This window comes from Amnibacterium sp., assembly GCF_025463795.1.
Taxonomy (GTDB): Bacteria; Actinomycetota; Actinomycetes; order Actinomycetales; family Microbacteriaceae; genus Amnibacterium.
Genome location: NZ_JAODBE010000151.1, coordinates 1 through 15,449 on the forward strand (window position 1 = coordinate 1; position 15,449 = coordinate 15,449).

At 74.6% G+C, this 15,449-nt stretch carries 19 protein-coding genes; 9 read left to right on the plus strand and 10 right to left on the minus strand.

Going from position 1 to position 15,449, the window contains the following annotated elements:
• The 3 genes from JWQ92_RS12760 to JWQ92_RS12770 all read right to left on the minus strand — a co-directional run.
• Positions 1–771, minus strand: a 771-nt coding sequence (locus JWQ92_RS12760; RefSeq protein WP_297344837.1) for an AAA family ATPase, incomplete at its 3' end; no start/stop codon positions are given.
• A gap of 43 nt (positions 772–814) precedes the next feature.
• A complete protein-coding gene (locus JWQ92_RS12765; RefSeq protein ID WP_297344838.1) occupies positions 815–1,045 on the minus strand; it encodes a hypothetical protein in 231 nt (76 codons plus the stop codon).
• Entirely contained in the window at positions 1,042–1,290 is a 249-nt protein-coding gene (locus JWQ92_RS12770; RefSeq protein ID WP_297344839.1) for a DUF4242 domain-containing protein, read from the minus strand. The genes JWQ92_RS12765 and JWQ92_RS12770 overlap by 4 nt, the downstream gene beginning before the upstream one ends.
• Before the next feature lie 236 nt (positions 1,291–1,526).
• Between JWQ92_RS12770 and JWQ92_RS12775 the strand changes: the two genes are divergently transcribed.
• The gene (locus tag JWQ92_RS12775) at positions 1,527–2,441 is read left to right on the plus strand and encodes a LysR family transcriptional regulator (protein ID WP_297344840.1); all 915 of its coding nucleotides are present in this window, start codon (positions 1,527–1,529) and stop codon (positions 2,439–2,441) included.
• Between the two features lie 4 nt (positions 2,442–2,445).
• Here JWQ92_RS12775 and hisD read toward each other — a convergent pair whose 3' ends face one another.
• Positions 2,446–3,768, minus strand: coding sequence for a histidinol dehydrogenase (hisD, locus tag JWQ92_RS12780; protein ID WP_297344841.1), 1,323 nt, complete (start codon positions 3,766–3,768; stop codon positions 2,446–2,448).
• A 131-nt stretch (positions 3,769–3,899) separates the two neighbouring features.
• Here hisD and JWQ92_RS12785 point away from each other — a divergent pair, with 131 nt between their 5' ends.
• Genes JWQ92_RS12785 through JWQ92_RS12795 form a run of 3 tightly spaced genes read left to right on the plus strand, consistent with a single transcriptional unit; the run spans position 3,900 to position 6,352 of the window.
• The gene (locus JWQ92_RS12785; RefSeq protein WP_297344842.1) at positions 3,900–5,336 is read left to right on the plus strand and encodes an APC family permease; all 1,437 of its coding nucleotides are present in this window, start codon (positions 3,900–3,902) and stop codon (positions 5,334–5,336) included.
• Positions 5,333–6,151 (plus strand): nitrilase-related carbon-nitrogen hydrolase, encoded by an 819-nt coding sequence (locus JWQ92_RS12790; RefSeq protein WP_297344843.1) that lies wholly within the window; start codon positions 5,333–5,335, stop codon positions 6,149–6,151. The genes JWQ92_RS12785 and JWQ92_RS12790 overlap by 4 nt, the downstream gene beginning before the upstream one ends.
• Positions 6,152–6,202: 51 nt before the next feature.
• Positions 6,203–6,352, plus strand: coding sequence for a hypothetical protein (locus JWQ92_RS12795; protein WP_297344844.1), 150 nt, complete (start codon positions 6,203–6,205; stop codon positions 6,350–6,352).
• A gap of 18 nt (positions 6,353–6,370) precedes the next feature.
• Here JWQ92_RS12795 and JWQ92_RS12800 read toward each other — a convergent pair whose 3' ends face one another.
• Both JWQ92_RS12800 and JWQ92_RS12805 read right to left on the minus strand, forming a co-directional pair.
• Positions 6,371–6,565 (minus strand): hypothetical protein, encoded by a 195-nt coding sequence (locus tag JWQ92_RS12800; RefSeq protein ID WP_297344845.1) that lies wholly within the window; start codon positions 6,563–6,565, stop codon positions 6,371–6,373.
• 127 nt (positions 6,566–6,692) lie between these two features.
• Positions 6,693–8,318, minus strand: coding sequence for an acyl-CoA dehydrogenase family protein (locus JWQ92_RS12805; protein ID WP_297344846.1), 1,626 nt, complete (start codon positions 8,316–8,318; stop codon positions 6,693–6,695).
• 88 nt (positions 8,319–8,406) lie between these two features.
• Here JWQ92_RS12805 and JWQ92_RS12810 point away from each other — a divergent pair, with 88 nt between their 5' ends.
• The 3 genes from JWQ92_RS12810 to JWQ92_RS12820 all read left to right on the plus strand — a co-directional run bounded on the left by JWQ92_RS12810 (position 8,407) and on the right by JWQ92_RS12820 (position 10,626).
• Positions 8,407–9,804 (plus strand): pyridoxal-dependent decarboxylase, encoded by a 1,398-nt coding sequence (locus JWQ92_RS12810; RefSeq protein ID WP_297344847.1) that lies wholly within the window; start codon positions 8,407–8,409, stop codon positions 9,802–9,804.
• 86 nt (positions 9,805–9,890) lie between these two features.
• The gene (locus JWQ92_RS12815) at positions 9,891–10,154 is read left to right on the plus strand and encodes a hypothetical protein (RefSeq protein WP_297344848.1); all 264 of its coding nucleotides are present in this window, start codon (positions 9,891–9,893) and stop codon (positions 10,152–10,154) included.
• A gap of 115 nt (positions 10,155–10,269) precedes the next feature.
• Complete coding sequence (locus tag JWQ92_RS12820; protein ID WP_297344849.1) at positions 10,270–10,626, plus strand: VOC family protein; 357 nt, start codon at positions 10,270–10,272, stop codon at positions 10,624–10,626.
• Between the two features lie 49 nt (positions 10,627–10,675).
• Here the strand turns inward: JWQ92_RS12820 and rlmN are convergent, their stop codons facing one another.
• From rlmN to JWQ92_RS12835, 3 genes are all read right to left on the minus strand, one after another.
• On the minus strand, positions 10,676–11,878 hold the full coding sequence (gene rlmN, locus JWQ92_RS12825) for a 23S rRNA (adenine(2503)-C(2))-methyltransferase RlmN (protein WP_297344850.1): 1,203 nt from the start codon (positions 11,876–11,878) through the stop codon (positions 10,676–10,678).
• Positions 11,879–11,953: 75 nt separating this feature from the next.
• On the minus strand, positions 11,954–13,276 hold the full coding sequence (locus JWQ92_RS12830) for an MFS transporter (RefSeq protein WP_297344851.1): 1,323 nt from the start codon (positions 13,274–13,276) through the stop codon (positions 11,954–11,956).
• Positions 13,277–13,323: 47 nt separating this feature from the next.
• A complete protein-coding gene (locus JWQ92_RS12835) occupies positions 13,324–13,776 on the minus strand; it encodes a MarR family transcriptional regulator (RefSeq protein ID WP_297344852.1) in 453 nt (150 codons plus the stop codon).
• A gap of 66 nt (positions 13,777–13,842) precedes the next feature.
• Between JWQ92_RS12835 and JWQ92_RS12840 the strand changes: the two genes are divergently transcribed.
• Positions 13,843–14,400 (plus strand): cysteine hydrolase family protein, encoded by a 558-nt coding sequence (locus JWQ92_RS12840; RefSeq protein ID WP_297344853.1) that lies wholly within the window; start codon positions 13,843–13,845, stop codon positions 14,398–14,400.
• Between the two features lie 5 nt (positions 14,401–14,405).
• Here the strand turns inward: JWQ92_RS12840 and JWQ92_RS12845 are convergent, their stop codons facing one another.
• Positions 14,406–15,152 (minus strand): SDR family oxidoreductase, encoded by a 747-nt coding sequence (locus tag JWQ92_RS12845; protein WP_297344854.1) that lies wholly within the window; start codon positions 15,150–15,152, stop codon positions 14,406–14,408.
• Between the two features lie 95 nt (positions 15,153–15,247).
• Here JWQ92_RS12845 and JWQ92_RS12850 point away from each other — a divergent pair.
• On the plus strand, positions 15,248–15,449 hold a 202-nt coding region (locus tag JWQ92_RS12850), incomplete at its 3' end, for a hypothetical protein (RefSeq protein ID WP_297344855.1).

Sequence of the window (15,449 nt, forward strand, 5' to 3'; positions counted from 1 at the left end):
GACCGCGGCCAGCAGCCCGGCGTCGACGCGGGAGCCGGCGACCGCGGCGTGCTCGAGGACGTTCCGCGCCTCCGGTGCGATGCGCGCGGCCCTGGCGAGCACCACGTCGCGCGCGGTGGGCGGCACGCCGCCGGAGCCGTCCGTGGCGACCTCCGTGACGAAGAAGGGGTTGCCGCCGGTCGTCGCGAAGACCTCGGCGGGATCCAGTCCGGTCCCCGTCACGAGGCGTCCGACGGCCGCCTGCCCGAGAGGTGCGAGCGCGATCCGCCGGCTCCAGGAGGTGCTCCCCGTGTCGCCGAGCAGCAGCCGCAGCGGAGCCCCGGGAGCGAGCTCGTCGTCCCGGAAGCTGACCACGATCAGGGCCCGCGCGGTGCGCAGGTGCCGGATCACCTGCCGGAGCAGCAGGAGCAGGGACTCGTCGGCCCAGTGGACGTCCTCGATCACGACCACGTCGAGGCCCGCCGGGTCGAGCAGCCGCTCGAGCAGGCCCGTGAGCAGCATCGGCCGCACGTCGGTCTCGGCGTCGATCCGCATGCCGAGGGCGCCTGCGACGTCGAGGAGGGGGCCGAGCGGGCGGACGCTCCCCGGAGGGTCGCAGTCCGCCCAGGCCCAGCGCCCGCGCCGTTCGTCGTGCCGGAAGGCCTCGAGGAGCGCGGTCTTCCCGATCCCGGCCTCGCCGTGCACGAGCACCAGGCGGCCGTCGCCTCGATCCGCGTCGGCCGCGTAGTCCTGCAGGGCGCCGAGGGCGCCGTCCCGCTCCAGCAGGTGCATCAGCACAGTGTCGTCCTCCCGGGTGCCGTGCGGAAGCGCCGGCTCAGCGGTAGACGAGCCACTCGAGCCATGCCCAGCGGGGTGGGGCGAAGCCGTGGAGCCGTCCCGGGTAGTCGATGATCTCCTGCGGCACCTGGGCGGGTTCGGAGGCGGTGACGGCCGCGAGCGCCGGGGCCGCCGTCGAGATCGGGGCCGGTGCCGGCGCCGGTGGGAGCAGCATCGGGATCGCCAGCGTGGCCGCGAGCGCCGCGCTTCGCACGACGCCGCGCATCATGCACCCTCCTCGACCTGGAAGATGTGCTCGGCGACCAGCCCGTGCGCCTCGCGGTGCACGTCGGAGGCGGCCTCGGCGGACGGCGCGTCGACGAGGCAGAAGACCTTGCCCTCGTGCTCGTCGACCCAGTAGCGCAGGTACCGCACGTCGTGCGCGCCCTGGGTCTGCAGGTCGGCCTTGTGCGCCTCGGCCACCGCCGGCGCCGTGACCCCGTCGATCGTGTGGATGTCCATGTACAGCGGCATGCTCCGCTCCTTCCCGTGTTCGCCTGCCGGGGATCCGGCGGCATGGAAGGAGGGTGCGCGTCGGGGCGTTCGGCGCACATGGGGAGGGTTCCCCATCTTCCGCCGCGGCGCCCCCCATGTTCCCGGCTGCACCCGTCCCGCGTGGAGGGGAATGTGGCTGGAGACGCGACACGCGCGCTCGGGCCTCCGGCCGGGACGGATGTCTCCACCCGGGGCCCGCCCCATAGGTTGCTCCTATGAGTCTCGTGCAGCTGCGGGTGTTCCTCGCGGCGGCCCGCCTCGGGTCCTTCACCGCTGCGGCCGCGGCGATGCACATGGCTCAGCCCTCGGTCTCGGAGTTCATCCGGCGCCTCGAGGACGCCTACGGGACGGTGCTGTTCGTGCGCGGCGGACGCCGGCTCGTGCTGACCGCCGCCGGGGAGGCGCTGCTGCCGCTGGCGGAGCAGACGGTCGCCGCGGCGGACGAGGCCGACCGCACCCTGCGGGCGCTCACGTCGCTCTCGGGCGGCACCGCCTCGTTCGGGCTGCTGCGGAACGCCAAGTACTACGCGCTCGAGTCCCTCGTCACGGAGTTCCACCGCCTGCATCCGGACGTCCGGCTCCGGGTCGTCGGCCTGAACTCCGTCGAGGTCGCGGGCGCCGTGGCCTCGGGCGAGCTCGAGGCGGGCCTCGTCGTGCTGCCCATCGACGACGAGGGCCTCGTGGTCACGCCGTTGCGCCGCGACGAGGTCGTCTACGCGAGCAGCGATCGGAGCCGTCTGACGGCCCCGCCGACGCTGCACGACCTGGCGGGGCGCCCGCTCGTGCTCTACGACGCCCACTACGGCTGGCGCGATCCCACCCGTCGCCAGGTGGCCGACCGGGCGCGCCTGGCGGCGGTGCACCTCGACGTCGTCGCCGAGGTCGAGCAGGTCGAGTCGGCGCTCGCGCTCGTGGCCGCCGGCATCGGCGACACCTTCGTGTCCAGGGCGGTGGCCGACTCGGGGGCCGCGCCGGCCGGCATCGGCTTCGTGCCGTTCGCCGAGCCCCTCTTCGACACCGTCGCGCTCGTGCGTCGAGCCTCCGCCGCCCTGTCGCCGGCCACGGCCGAGCTGGTGCGGCTGGCGCGCGACATGGTCGAGTCCAGCCCCCTCCTCGGGCCGGTCGCCTGAGGACTCAGCGCCCCTCCGCGAACCGGTCGAGGCGCAGCGTCGCGGTCGCCCGGTGCGCCGCCATCCCCTCGGACGCCGAGATCACGTCGACCGCCTCCGCCAGCGCGGGCGTCGCGGAGCGGGCGATCCGCTGATAGGTGAGCGGCTTCAGGAACCGGCCCACCGAGAGCCCGGCGCTGTGCTTCGCGCCGCCCGCCGTCGGCAGGGTGTGGTTCGTCCCCGCCATCCCCTTGTCCGAGTAGGCGACCGTGCTCCACGGGCCGAGGAAGAGCGAGCCGTAGTTCGTCAGCCGGCCGTGGAACCAGTCGTCGTCCTCGGTCATCACCTCGAGGTGCTCGGGCGCGAGGTCGTCCATCAGCGCCGCCGCCGTCTCACGATCCGCGGCCACGATCACGGATCCGAAGTCGCGCCAGGCGGCGCCCGCGATCTCGGCGGTGGCGAGGCCCGCCAGCTGGCGGTCGACCTCGTCCAGGACCGCGCGACCGAGCGCCTCCGACGTCGTCACGAGGGCGGCGGGCGAGTTCGGGCCGTGCTCCGCCTGGCCCAGCAGGTCGGCGGCGACGAGCTCCGGATCCGCGGTGCCGTCGGCGAGGACGGCCACCTCCGACGGGCCCGCGAGGAGGTCGATCGCGACGGTGCCGAACAGCTGCCGCTTCGCCTCCGCGACGAAGGCGTTCCCCGCGCCGACGAGCATGTCGACGGGCGCGTCGCCGAGCAGGCCGAACGCCATCGCCGCGAGGGCCTGCACGCCGCCCAGCACGACGACCCGGTCGACGCCCGAGCAGGCGGCGGCGTGGACGACGGCGTCGTTCGCGCGCCCGTCCGGCTGCGGCGGCGTGCAGGCCATCACCGAGGGCACCCCGGCGACCTTCGCGACGCCGACGCTCATGAACGCGCTCGCCGTGAGCGGGAACCGGCCGGCGGGCAGGTAGGCGCCCACCCGGCCCACCGGCACGTACTTCACGCCGGTGACGAGCCCCTCGAGGATCTCGGTCTCGAACCCGGCCAGGTGCTCCCTGGTCGCCCGCGCGAAGGCCTGCGTGCGGCTCGCGCCGAGCTCGATCGCCTCGCGCAGCGCGGGATCGAGCCGGTCGCCGCTCGACGCGACGTCCGCCGGGGACAGCTCGATCGGCCGGTCCTGCCGGTCGAGCGTCCGGGCGTACTCCCTCACGGCATCCAGGCCGCGGCGCTCGATGTCGGCCAGCATCCTGGACACCGTCTCCACCACCACAGGGTCGCGCTGGGCGGCGGGGGCATCGACCCCGGGCGCCTTGAGGACGGTGAACGAGCCGGTGAGCCGCGCGAGGACGGCCGGGGTGGAGCGCATGCGTCGAGCCTAGGAACGCCGCCGCCGCCGACCCAGGCCGGGCTCCCTTCTGCAGCCATAGGCGCAGCCTTGGGCGTGCGAAGGCATCGGTCGTCTTGTCGCAGCCCCGCGCCGCTCCCTAGCCTGCGGGGATGACCGTGGACGAGCACACCACCTCCGCCACCGGCGGCGGCCTCAAGCGCGAGCTGAAGGTCGTCGACGCGGCCGCCTTCTCGATCGGACTCATCGGCCCCGTGGGAGCGGCGGCCCTGCTGGGGACCGGCGCGGCCGGCATCCTCGGCGGCGGCGCGACCTGGGCGTTCGTGTTCGCGCTGATCGGCGTCTGCCTCGTCGCGTACGGCTTCATCAAGCTGTCCCGCTACATCGCGCACACCGGATCGGTGTACGCGACCGTCGGGCTGACCCTCGGCCCGCGGGCCGGCTTCGTCGCCGGGTGGGCGCTGTTCCTCGCCTACGTGACCATCGGCGCCGGCTCGACGATGGAGATCGGGCTGTTCTTCACCCAGCTGCTGAACGACCTCGGCATCAAGGCGGACCCGGACTGGATCATCGTCGCGATCATCGCGATGGCGCTCGTCGTCGTCGTCGGCCGCAGCGAGGTCCGCATCATCACCCGGGTGCTGCTCTACGCCGAGCTGATCGGCGCGGCGCTCGTGACGATCCTCTCGATCATCGTCCTCGTGCGCCTCGGCACCGGATCCGCGCCCGGCGGCCTCACCCTGAACTGGAGCTTCCTGGCCCTGCCCAAGGGGACGGACATCACGACCATCGCCGCCGCGTCGGTCTTCGGGTTCCTCGCGTTCGCGGGGTTCGAGGGCGCCGCGACGCTGGGTGAGGAGACGACGCATCCGAAGCGGGACATCCCCCGGGCGCTGATGATCGCGGTGGCGATCGTCGGGGCCTTCTACGTGCTCACGATCATCGGCCAGTCCCTCGGCTATGGCACGTCCGCCGCGGGTGTGAAGCACTTCGTCTCGTCCGGCGCCCCCTACGGCGACCTCGGCCGCGCCTACGTCGGGCCGTGGCTCGCGGACCTGCTCACCCTCTCGGCGACCGTCAGCCTCTTCGCGATCTCGGTCGGCACGCTGTCCGGCGCCGCCCGCATCCTGTTCGCGCTCGCCCGCGGCGCCGGCATGACGGGCCACGTGGCCCGGGTGTCCAAGATCGGCGCGCCCGTCACCGCGCTGTTCGTCTCCGCCGGCCTGGCGACCCTCGTCATGGTGATCGAGCGGCTCACGAACGCGAGCGTGCTCGACGCGACGTTCTGGTCGCTGACGATCGGCACGATCGCCCTGCTCGTCGCCTACGCGCTCGCCACGGTCGGCGCGACGCGGTTCCTGTTCTTCGGCAACCGCACGCGCACGCCGAAGTGGCAGATCGTCGTCCCGATCCTCGCGCTCGTCCTCGTGATCTACACCCTCTACAAGAACGCCGTGGGCCTCGAGGCGCCGTACAGCTGGTTCCCGTACATCGTGCTGGTGTGGCTGGTGATCGGCGTCGCGATCTCCTTCCGGCGCGGACTCGCCGAGAGCACCCGGCGCAGCCTCGAGTCCTCGGACGTGCCGTGACGCGGATCGCGGCCGTCCAGCTCGGGCCCGTCGTCGGCGAGCTGGACCGGAACACCGCGGAGATCACCGCCGCGCTCCGCGACGCGCTCGCGGGGGGTGCCGACGTGGTCGTCGTGCCCGAGCTCGCCACCTCGGGCTACGTGTTCGACTCGGTCGACGAGGCACGCTCCGTCGCGATCCGGGCGGACGACCCGCGCTTCGCGGCGTGGGCCCGGCTTCTCGCCGCCCGGCGGGGGTCCGTGCTCGTCGTCGGCTTCGCCGAGGCCGCGGACGACGCCCTCTACAACTCGGCGGCCGTCGTCACCGGCGACGGCGTGCAGGCGGTCTACCGCAAGGTGCACCTGTGGGACCGCGAGAAGCAGGTCTTCCGTCCCGGCGACGCGCGGCCCCCCGTCGTCGAGACCGCGCACGGCCGCGTCGGCGTGCTGATCTGCTTCGATCTCGAGTTCCCGGAGTGGACCCGCATCGTCGCGCTCGCCGGCGCCGATCTGCTCGCCGCACCGACGAACTGGCCGCTCGGGCCCCGGCCGAACGACGAGCGCGTCGCCGAGGTGCAGATCGCCATCGCGACGGCGCGGATGAACCACATGGCGATCGCGTTCGCCGACCGCAGCGGCACCGAGCGCGGCGTGGACTGGTCGGAGGGCACGGGCATCGTCGGGGCGGACGGCTGGCTCCGCGACACGGTCGGGCCCGGCACCGGGGTCGCGTGGGCGGATCTGGACCTGCCGGCCTCCCGGGACAAGGGGCAGTCGGAGCTCGTCGACCTGTTCGGCGACCGCCGGCCCGACCTCTACGGCCCGCTGCTCGGCTGACGGCCAGGCCGCACGGCGCCTGCTCCGAGTGGCGCAGGGCACGCTCGTCGCATGAGCGACACGAATCCCGCAGTCGACCCTCCCGAGCCCGAGTCCCCGCAGGCCGTGGTCGAGCCGCACGCGGCGGGTGCTTCGGGCGACGAGCGCGTCGGCGACGCGCCCGCCCTGCTGCCCCGCGATGCCGGGGAGATGATGACCTGACGCGGGGATCGGGCCGCGCTAGCCCTCCTGCAGGGCGAGGGCGTCGCGCTGCCCTGGACGCTCCTCGATCCGGTACGACGCACCCTCGTCCAGGGCCCGCTTGTGAGCGCCGCACACGATCCAGGCCCGCGGCGCGCCGCCGTCGGCGGTCGTGAACTCGGCCTCTCCTGGGTGGCCGCATCCCTCCACGGCGCACAGCGCGTCGTCGGGCATCGGATCTCCTCTCGCCGGTGGCCGCCCTGCATCCGTGCTGAGGGCGTCCGGACCCACCCCTACACCGACTCCCTGGCGAACTCCCCCACCCGCGCTCGGCCGGCGACCCGACGCCGCAGGCCGTCCGTCAGGCGCGGGCGGCGACCGCCGCGACGTCGATCCCGGCCGGCAGGGCGCCGTACCCGGATCCTCGCTCCTCGCCCAGCCGGGCCGCGACGAAGGCGTCCGCGACGGCGGCCGGCGCCTCGCGCAGGAGGATCGACGCCTGCAGCGCGAGACCCAGGGCCTCGACCAGCCGCCTCGCCGTTCGGGGCGCCCCATCCGGATCCCGCCGGGCCGCGTCGACCAGCTCCCTGGTCCGGCCGAGGTGCCGGTCGTACGCCTGGTCGGTGCCCCGGGCGAGCTGCAGCTCGCGATCGAACGCGTCGAACGCGGCCGGCTCGCGGACGAGCGTCCGCAGCACGTCGAGGGCGATCACGCTGCCGGATCCCTCCCAGATCGCCATCACCGGCTGCTCCCGGTACCGCCGGGCGAGCGGGAACGCCTCGGTGTAGCCGTTGCCGCCGAGGCACTCCATCGCCTCGGCCGCGTGCCCGGGGCCGCGCTGGCACACCCGGTACTTCCCGACCGCGGTGGCGAGGCGCCGGAACGCGACCGCCTCCGGGTCGTCCCCGTCGTACGCCGCGGCGAGCCGCATGCCGGTCCACACCGCGGCCTCCGTCTCGAGCTGCAGGTCGGCGATGACGGCCGTCATGGCCGGCTGGTCGATCAGCAGGCCGCCGAACGCCGATCGGTGGCGTACGTGCCACGCCGCCTCGGCGACGGCCTGCCGCATGCCGGCGGCGCTGCCCAGCACGCAGTCGAGCCGCGTCTGCTCGACCATCGCGAGGATGGTGCGCACCCCGCGCCCCTCCTCGCCGAGGAGCCGGCCGCCGCAGTCCTCGAGCTCGATCTCGGCGGAGGCGTTCGACCGGTTCCCGAGCTTGTCCTTCAGCCGCTCGATGCGGATGCCGTTCCGGTCGCCGCCGGGCAGCACGCGCGGCACGAGGAAGGACGAGAGCCCGTCGGGCGTCTGGGCGAGCACGAGGAACGCGTCGGACTGCGGGGCGGAGCAGAACCACTTGTGGCCGGTGAGGCGGTACGAGCCGTCCGCTCGCCGGACGGCTCGGGTCGTGTTCGCCCGCACGTCCGAGCCGCCCTGCTTCTCCGTCATGGCCATCCCGAACGTGGCCGACGTCTTGATCGCCGGGTCGCGCAGCTCCGGGTCGTACTCGGTCGCGGTGACCTTCGGCAGCCACTCGTCGGCGATCGCCGGCGTCGTGCGGAGCGCCGGGACCACCGCGTGCGTCATGCTCACCGGGCACGCGTGCCCGGGCTCGACCTGCGCGAGGAGCAGGAACGCGGCCGCCCGGGCCGCATGGGCGCCCGGTCCGGGATCGGTCCAGCACGAGGCGTGGGCCCCCTGGCGGAGCGCCTCCCCCAGGATCCGGTGATAGGCGGGGTGGAACCGCACCTCGTCGATCCGGCCGCCCCACCGGTCGTGGGTCGCGAGCACGGGCGGGTGGGTGTTCGCCAGCTCCGCGTCGCGCTGGAAGCCGGCCTCGCCGACGAGGGCGCCGATCCTCCGCAGCCGCTCCGTCGCGCCCCGGGCCCCGTACCGCGACACGGCCTCGACGAGCGCCGCATGGGTTCCGTACTCGTCGAGATCGGTCCGGGGCGGTGCCTGGTTGGCTCCCTTACGGGTGGTGCTCACGGCCGCACGCTAGGCGCGGTCGGGAAGGGCCGTCAACGACGGCGACCGTCACACGGCGCGTCACACGGATCCGGAGGATCCTCGGGCCATGACCATCACGAACCGCCCGACGATCGCCCCTGACCGAGGAGCGGCGCTTCCCGCCGCCGTGGCCGCCGCGGAACGCTGGCTGAGCGCGATCGACGGCCGCAGGGTCCCGGCGGCCGGCACCGCCGCGGACGCGATCGCCCGCCTCGGCACGAGCCTCCCCGACTCCCCCGCCGACCCCGCGGACGTCGTCGGCCGGCTCGCCGCCGCGGTCGAGCCGGGCCTCATGGCGAGCGGATCCGGCCGGTTCTACGGCTGGGTCATGGGCGGCTCCCTGCCCGCCGCGCTCGGGGCCGACTGGCTCGTCTCCGCCTGGGACCAGAACGCCGGCATGCGCGACGCGACGCCCGGGGTCGTGGCGGCCGAGGAGATCGCGGGCGCCTGGCTGCTCGACCTGCTCGGGCTGCCCGAGGCCGCCGCGGTCGGCTTCACCACCGGGGCGACGACCGCCAACACGACCGCCCTCGCCGCGGCCCGCCACCGGGTGCTGGCCTCCGCCGGCTGGGACGACGCGGCCGACGGGCTCGCCGGTGCGCCGCGGATCCGCGTGCTCGCCGGCGCCTCCCGCCACGGATCGGTCGACCTGGCGCTGCGCCTGCTCGGGCTCGGCGCCGCCGAGCTCGTCGACGCCGACGCGCAGGGGCGGCTCGACCCGGACGATCTCCGGCGGCGGCTCGCGGAAGGGCGAGGCGGGCCCACGATCGTCTGCCTGCAGGCGGGTGACGTGCACTCCGGTGCCATGGATCCCTTCGCGGCGGCGATCGACGTGGCGCACGCCGCCGGTGCGTGGGTGCACGTGGACGGCGCGTTCGGCCTCTGGGCGGCGGTGAGCGCCCGGTTCGCGCCCCTCATGCGAGGCCTGGAGCGCGCCGACTCGTGGGCGACGGACGCCCACAAGACCCTCAACGTGCCCTACGACTGCGGCGTCGCGATCGTCGTCGACGAGCCCGCACTGCGGGCCGCGATGGGCGTGCGTGCCGCGTACCTGCTCACGGCCGGCACCGCCGATCCGTACGACCACGTGCCGGAGCTGTCGCGCCGGGCGCGAGGCGTGCCGGTGTGGGCGGCCCTCGCATCGCTCGGCCGGTCGGGCGTCGTCGACCTCGTCGACGGCCTGCACCGGGGGGCCCGCGGCATCGCCGACGGCGTGCTGCGGATCCCCGGTGCAGAGGTGCTGAACGACGTCGTCTTCACCCAGGTGTGCGTCGCGTTCGAGACCGACGAGCGCACCCGCGCGGTCTTCGCGGCGCTGCTCGACGAGGGCGCCGTCATGCCGTCGGCGAGCACCTGGCGTGGCCGCGCGGTGATCCGCTTCTCCGTGAGCTCGTGGCGCACGGATGCGGTCGCCGTCGCCGAGACGGTGGCCGCGGTGGAGCGGGCTGCGGCGGCCGTTCGCTGAGGATCGCCTGTGGAGGCCAGGAGGAGCGCCTGGTGCGGCGTGTGGGACGGCCTCCCGACGCCCCTCGTGCCAGTAGACCTGCGGGCATGAGCCAGGAGACGTTCCACGAGCCCGAGCCCACCGGCCTCCTCGACCTGCCGATCGGCGACGAGCCGGCCGTCACGGGCGACGGCCATCACCTCACCGTGCACCGCCTCGGGCGGATGAGCTTCACCGGCGGCTTGGACCTGCCCGGGGAGTTCGATCTGCCGCCCGAGGAGCCCGTGGTGCTCGTCGGCGACATCCCGTGGGAGCTCGCCGAGGCCGAGGACCGAGCCCGGCCCGAGTCCTCGGCCGGCGTCAGAAGGTGATGCCGCGGGCCGCGAACGCCGACTTCACGGTGCTCGCCGCCTCGGCGCCGTCCCGGGCGAGCGCGGTCGTGTAGGTACGCGATCCGATGTCGAGGGCCGGTGGCATCCTGCGGGCATGGGATCCCCGGTGAACTACTTCGAGATCGGCACGCCGGATCCGGCGGCCGCGCAGCGCTTCTACGGCCAGCTCTTCGACTGGTCGATCGGCGCGCCGTCACCCGTCGGCTACCGCATGGTCGAGGGCGACGCGGGAGGGCTCTGGGACTCCACGGCCGTCGGCGGCGCCTCGTGGGCGATCTTCTACGTGCAGGTCGACGACGTGCGGGCGGCGATCACGCAGGCGCAGGCGCTCGGCGCGACCGTCGCGGTCCCGTTCGTCGACAACGGCCGCATCGAGTTCGCGCACCTCGTCGATCCGCAGGGCAACCGTTTCGGCGTGTGGCGCCCGAAGTCGCCCGACTGGGCCGGCTGAGCGCCGACCCCCACAGCCCGTCGGAGCCGCCGCGAAGCGGGAACCGGCGTCAGTCGGCGGCGGCGAGCTGGCCGCAGGCGCCGTCGATCTCCTTGCCGCGGGTGTCGCGGATGGTGGTCGGCACGCCGGCCGCCTCGAGGCGGCGGACGAACTCGCGCTGGACCGCCGGCTCCGACGCCGTCCAGATGGAGCCCGGCGTCGGGTTCAACGGGATCGGGTTGACGTGCACCCAGCGGTGGCCGCGGGCGTTGAGCTTCTCCGCGAGCAGGTCGGCGCGCCAGCCGTGGTCGTTCATGTCCTTGATCAGGGCGTACTCGATCGACACCCGGCGCCCGGTCGCCTCGAAGTAGGCGCGGGCGGCGTCGAGGGCCTCGTCGACCTTCCACCGCGAGTTCACCGGGATGAGCTCGTCGCGCAGCGCGTCGTCGGGCGCGTGCAGCGAGAGCGCGAACGTGACCGGGATCTTCTCGGCCGCGAGCTTGTGGATCGCGGGCACCAGCCCGACCGTCGAGACCGTGATGTGCCTGGCGCTCATCCCGAGCCCGTCGGGCCGCGGGGCGACCATGGTGCGCAGCGCGCTCATCAGCCGCGCGTAGTTCGCGAGCGGCTCCCCCATGCCCATGAAGACGATGTTCGAGACGCGCTCCGGAGTCGTCTCGCCGCGAGGCTTGCCGCCGAGCTCGCCCTCGGCGATCGCGCGGTTCGCCCGCACGACCTGCTCGACGATCTCGGCCGCCGACAGGTTGCGGGTCAGGCCCGCCTGGCCCGTCGCGCAGAACGGGCAGTTCATCCCGCAGCCGGCCTGCGACGAGACGCAGAGCGTGATCCGGCCCGGGTAGCGCATGAGCACCGACTCGACGAGGGCACCGTCGTGCAGCGTCCACAGGAACTTGATCGTGTCGCCCTTGTCGGTGGCGAGCCGGCGCACCTCCGTCAGCAGCGGCGGCAGGAGGCCGCGGACGAGCTCCTCGCGGTTCGCCGCGGGCAGGTCCGTCATGAGCGCCGGATCCGAGGTGGAGTGCGTGAAGTAGTGGGTCGCGATCTGCCTGGCCCGGAACGCGGGCATGCCGAGCTCGACGAGCTTCGCCTTCCGGTCCTCGGGCGACAGGTCGGCGAGGTGCACGGGCGGCTTGCCCCGCTTCGGCGACGCGAACTGCAGCAGCGGCCGGCCCTCGCGGTCCTTGGCCTGCTGCCAGCCCTCGGTCGTCGGCCGGACCTGCGGGCGCGCGTCGGCGAGGGTCCGTTCGGGCATGGTGTCAAGGGTACGGGCGCCGGGCGAGCCTCCCGCGCGCCCCCTCGGCACGTGCCACTTTCTGCGGTCGCGCCGTCAGGCGGGGCGGGGCGCCGCGCCCACCCGCCGCAGCGACCGGTCCGCGAGCGTGAGCACGAGCAGCACCGCGGCGGACGCGAGCATGAACCACGCGAGGTCGTGCAGCCCCCGGGTGCTCGCGGTGCGGCCGAAGAAGAGCCCGCTCATCGACGACGACAGGATCGCACCGAGGTAGAAGAAGGTGCGCAGCAGCCCTGCGGATGCGCCGAGCCGCTCCGGATCCGCCTGGCTGTAGAGCGCATTCTGGTTCGCGAGGTTCACGAGCCCCTGCGGCAGTCCGAGCACGGCCCCGACCGCGACGAGCAGCCAGATCGGCGAGGCGCCGCCGAGCAGCAGCAGGGCCGCGCAGACGGCCACCTGCGCGATCGCCCCGACGACGAGCTTCGCCCACACCTCGGGGCGCCGGCCCGTCGTCGAGGAGACGAGGACCCCGACGGCGAAGGTCGGCAGCAGCACGAGCCCCGCGACCTCGGCGGGCAGGCCGCGGCCGTCCTCCATCCACTGCGTGAACCCGTAGAGGAAGGCGTACGAGACCGTCGCGGCGAACAGCGCCCGCGCGTAGGTGGCGAGCAGGGGCCCGTTGCCGGCGAACACCCGCACGTCGATGAACGGATCCGGGATCCGCAGCTCGCGGACGGCGAACCCGGCGCCCGCGAGCACCGCGATGCCGAGAAGCCAGAGGCGCACCACGTGCGGGTCGAGCAGGAACAGCAGCAGGGCGGCGAGCGTCGCCGCGAAGAGCAGCACGCCGGGCAGGTCGAGGTGGCGGCGGCCGGCCGGCACCGCATCCGCCTTCGGGAGCACCCACCAGCCGAGTGCGAGGCACGCGACGGCGAGCGGGATGTTCAGGGCGAAGGTCGCGCGCCACCCGCCGACGGCGATGAGCAGGCCGCCGAGGGTCGGGCCGACCACCGCGATCGTCTGGGTCGCGACGGACAGCACGGTGAGGATCGCCGCGGGCCGCTCCTGCCCCGTGCGGCGGCCCTCGGTGCGGATGAGCGTCATCGCCGCCGGGTAGCCGGCGCACGTGCCGAAGCCGAGCACGACGCGGGCGGCGACGAGCGCCCAGATGCTCGGGGCGAGCAGCCCGATTCCACCGGCGATGCCCGTGAGGACCGCGCCCGCGAGGAACAGCCGGCGCGGCCCGAACTGGTCGACGAGGCGGCCGGTGAGCGGCTGGCCGATCGCCGTGGCGAGGTAGAGGCCCGACACGAGCCAGCTCGTCTCCGAGGTCGGCGCCCCGAACGCCCGCGCGATCGGCACCAGCGCGACCGCGATGATCGACGAGTTGATCGGGTTCAGGATCGAGCCGAGGATCATCGGCGCGAGGAGTCGCCGGTCGAAGCGGCCCTCTGGCGCCGGTCGGATCACGGCCGGGCCAGGCGCTCGAGCAGCGTCATCGCGGCGAGCACCGTGCGGCGCTCCTCCTCGCCGAGCTGCGACTCGAGCGCTGCGGTCAGCCACTCCTCGCGCGCCTGCCGGTTGCCGCGGTCCTCGGCGCGGCCCGCCTCGGTGAGCTCGACGATCGCCCGGCGGCCGTCCTGCGGATCCGGCGACCGCGCGACCAGCCCCGCCTGCTCGAGCGCGTTCAGGGTGCTCGCGATCGACTGGGGCCGCACGCCCTCGAGCGCGGCGAGTGCGGACGCGGATGCCGCCTCGCCCTTCGCGAGCCGCGTGAGCACGGAGGCCTGCGAGGGCGTGAGCTCGCCGGCGGCGACCTCGCGGAGCCGGCGGCGGAGGCGGCCGACGACCACCCGGATCGCCCTCGCGGCCTCGGCCGCGGTCGCGGGCGATGCGTCCTGCGTCGAGTCACCTGCCACGTCGGCAGCCTAGGCTGTGCAGTCCAGACTGTCGATCTCGCGGCAGTCCTCACCGAAGGGGAACCGATGGCCGACGCCGCGCTGCTGATCATGGACTTCCAGAACTCGATCGTCGACCGGCTCGGCTCGCCGGAGGTGCTCGAGTGCGCCCGCCGCGCCGCCGACGACGCCCGCGCCGCCGGTGTGCCCGTGCTCTTCGTCCGGGTCGCGTTCCGCGACGGCTATCCCGAGGTCAGCCCGGTGAACAGGACCTTCGCGGCCTTCCGCGACCGCGGCGACGCGGGCACCGAGCAGCACGAGCAGGCGCAGATCCACGCCGCGCTCGGCCGCCGCGACGACGAGCCGGTCGTCACGAAGCGCCGCGTCAGCGCCTTCACGGGCAGCGACCTCGACGTGCTGCTGCGGGCCGGCGGCGTCCGCCACCTCGTGCTCGCGGGCATCGCGACGAGCGGCGTCGTGCTCTCGACGCTGCGCCAGGCCGCCGACCTCGACTTCGGCCTCACCGTGCTGGCGGACGCATGCGCCGACGCCGACCCCGAGGTGCACCGCGTGCTCACCGAGAAGGTCTTCCCCCGCCAGGCCGAGGTCACGACCGTCGACGCCTGGTCCGCGACCCTGCGCTGATCCCCTCACCCGGTTCGCGCTGCCAGCCACTCCTCGAAGGAGATCGTGCCGCGGTCGGCGTCCGGGCCGCCGCGCAGCACGCCTGAGCGCTGCGCCCGCCAGTAGGTTCCCGGCAGCCGCACCTCGATCGGGTGCACGGGGTCCCCCTCGGCTGCCGCGAGCCGGCGCACCAGGTCGGCGAGCCGCTCGTCGCGCGGGCCCGTCAGCTCACGGAGGCGACCGCCCGGCCCGTCCTCGACGGCCAGCACGAGCCGCTCCGCCACCTCGCTCGCGGCGACCGGTCGCAGCAGCGCCGACGGCACGATCGCGACGCGCCCCCGCCGGGTCTGCCGCAGGATCACCTCCGCGAACTCGTGGAACTGGGTCGCCCGCAGCAGGCTGAACGGCACCGCCGATGCGGTCACGAGCCGCTCCTGCGCGAGCTTGCCCGCGTAGTAGCCGGCTTCGACCCCGTCGATCCCGACGACCGACACCGCGACGTGGTGAGCCGTCCCGGCGCGTGCCTCGGCCGCCAGCAGGTTCCGGGTCGTCGCCGTGACGAACGCGACGGCGGGCTGCTTCAGGATCGACGGAGCGTTCAGCACGTCGACCACCGCATCCGCGCCGCGCACCGCCGCGTCGAGCCCGAGGCCGGAGACCACGTCCACGCCCGTCGCCCGGGACACCCGCACCACGTCGTGCCCCCGTGCCTCCGCGACGCGCACGACGTGGCGCCCGACCGTGCCGGTCGCCCCGGCCACCACGATCCGCATGCTCCTGTCGTACACCCCACCGGGGCATGGCACGCTGACGCGGTGCACCTCCTCGCCGGCAACCCTCGCACCTGGGCGACGATCGGGCACCTGCGGTGAGCACCGAGCTCGACGACCTCCGGCGGCGCCTCTACGCCCCGGACGTCACGCCCGCGGAGGTCGAGCGCTACCGCGCCCTCGCCGGCGCTGCCCGGCCGGAGATCGAGGCGGGACCGGGCGCCGGCGAGGGGAGCCCGGGTCTCCCGCAGCCCGCCTCGCGGCCCGGCCCGCCGCCCCGGCGGGCCGCCCTCGTCGCCG

Coding starts and splice junctions, on each gene's coding strand:
- JWQ92_RS12775 (WP_297344840.1), top strand. CDS start 1,527: ATGAGTCTCGTGCAGCTGCGGGTGTTCCTCGCGGCGGCCCGCCTCGGG.
- JWQ92_RS12765 (WP_297344838.1), bottom strand. CDS start 1,045: ATGATGCGCGGCGTCGTGCGAAGCGCGGCGCTCGCGGCCACGCTGGCG.
- hisD (WP_297344841.1), bottom strand. CDS start 3,768: ATGCGCTCCACCCCGGCCGTCCTCGCGCGGCTCACCGGCTCGTTCACC.
- JWQ92_RS12810 (WP_297344847.1), top strand. CDS start 8,407: ATGACCATCACGAACCGCCCGACGATCGCCCCTGACCGAGGAGCGGCG.
- JWQ92_RS12785 (WP_297344842.1), top strand. CDS start 3,900: ATGACCGTGGACGAGCACACCACCTCCGCCACCGGCGGCGGCCTCAAG.
- JWQ92_RS12795 (WP_297344844.1), top strand. CDS start 6,203: ATGAGCGACACGAATCCCGCAGTCGACCCTCCCGAGCCCGAGTCCCCG.
- JWQ92_RS12770 (WP_297344839.1), bottom strand. CDS start 1,290: ATGCCGCTGTACATGGACATCCACACGATCGACGGGGTCACGGCGCCG.
- JWQ92_RS12800 (WP_297344845.1), bottom strand. CDS start 6,565: ATGCCCGACGACGCGCTGTGCGCCGTGGAGGGATGCGGCCACCCAGGA.
- JWQ92_RS12830 (WP_297344851.1), bottom strand. CDS start 13,276: ATGATCCTCGGCTCGATCCTGAACCCGATCAACTCGTCGATCATCGCG.
- rlmN (WP_297344850.1), bottom strand. CDS start 11,878: ATGCCCGAACGGACCCTCGCCGACGCGCGCCCGCAGGTCCGGCCGACG.
- JWQ92_RS12845 (WP_297344854.1), bottom strand. CDS start 15,152: ATGCGGATCGTGGTGGCCGGGGCGACCGGCACGGTCGGGCGCCACGTC.
- JWQ92_RS12815 (WP_297344848.1), top strand. CDS start 9,891: ATGAGCCAGGAGACGTTCCACGAGCCCGAGCCCACCGGCCTCCTCGAC.
- JWQ92_RS12840 (WP_297344853.1), top strand. CDS start 13,843: ATGGCCGACGCCGCGCTGCTGATCATGGACTTCCAGAACTCGATCGTC.
- JWQ92_RS12820 (WP_297344849.1), top strand. CDS start 10,270: ATGGGATCCCCGGTGAACTACTTCGAGATCGGCACGCCGGATCCGGCG.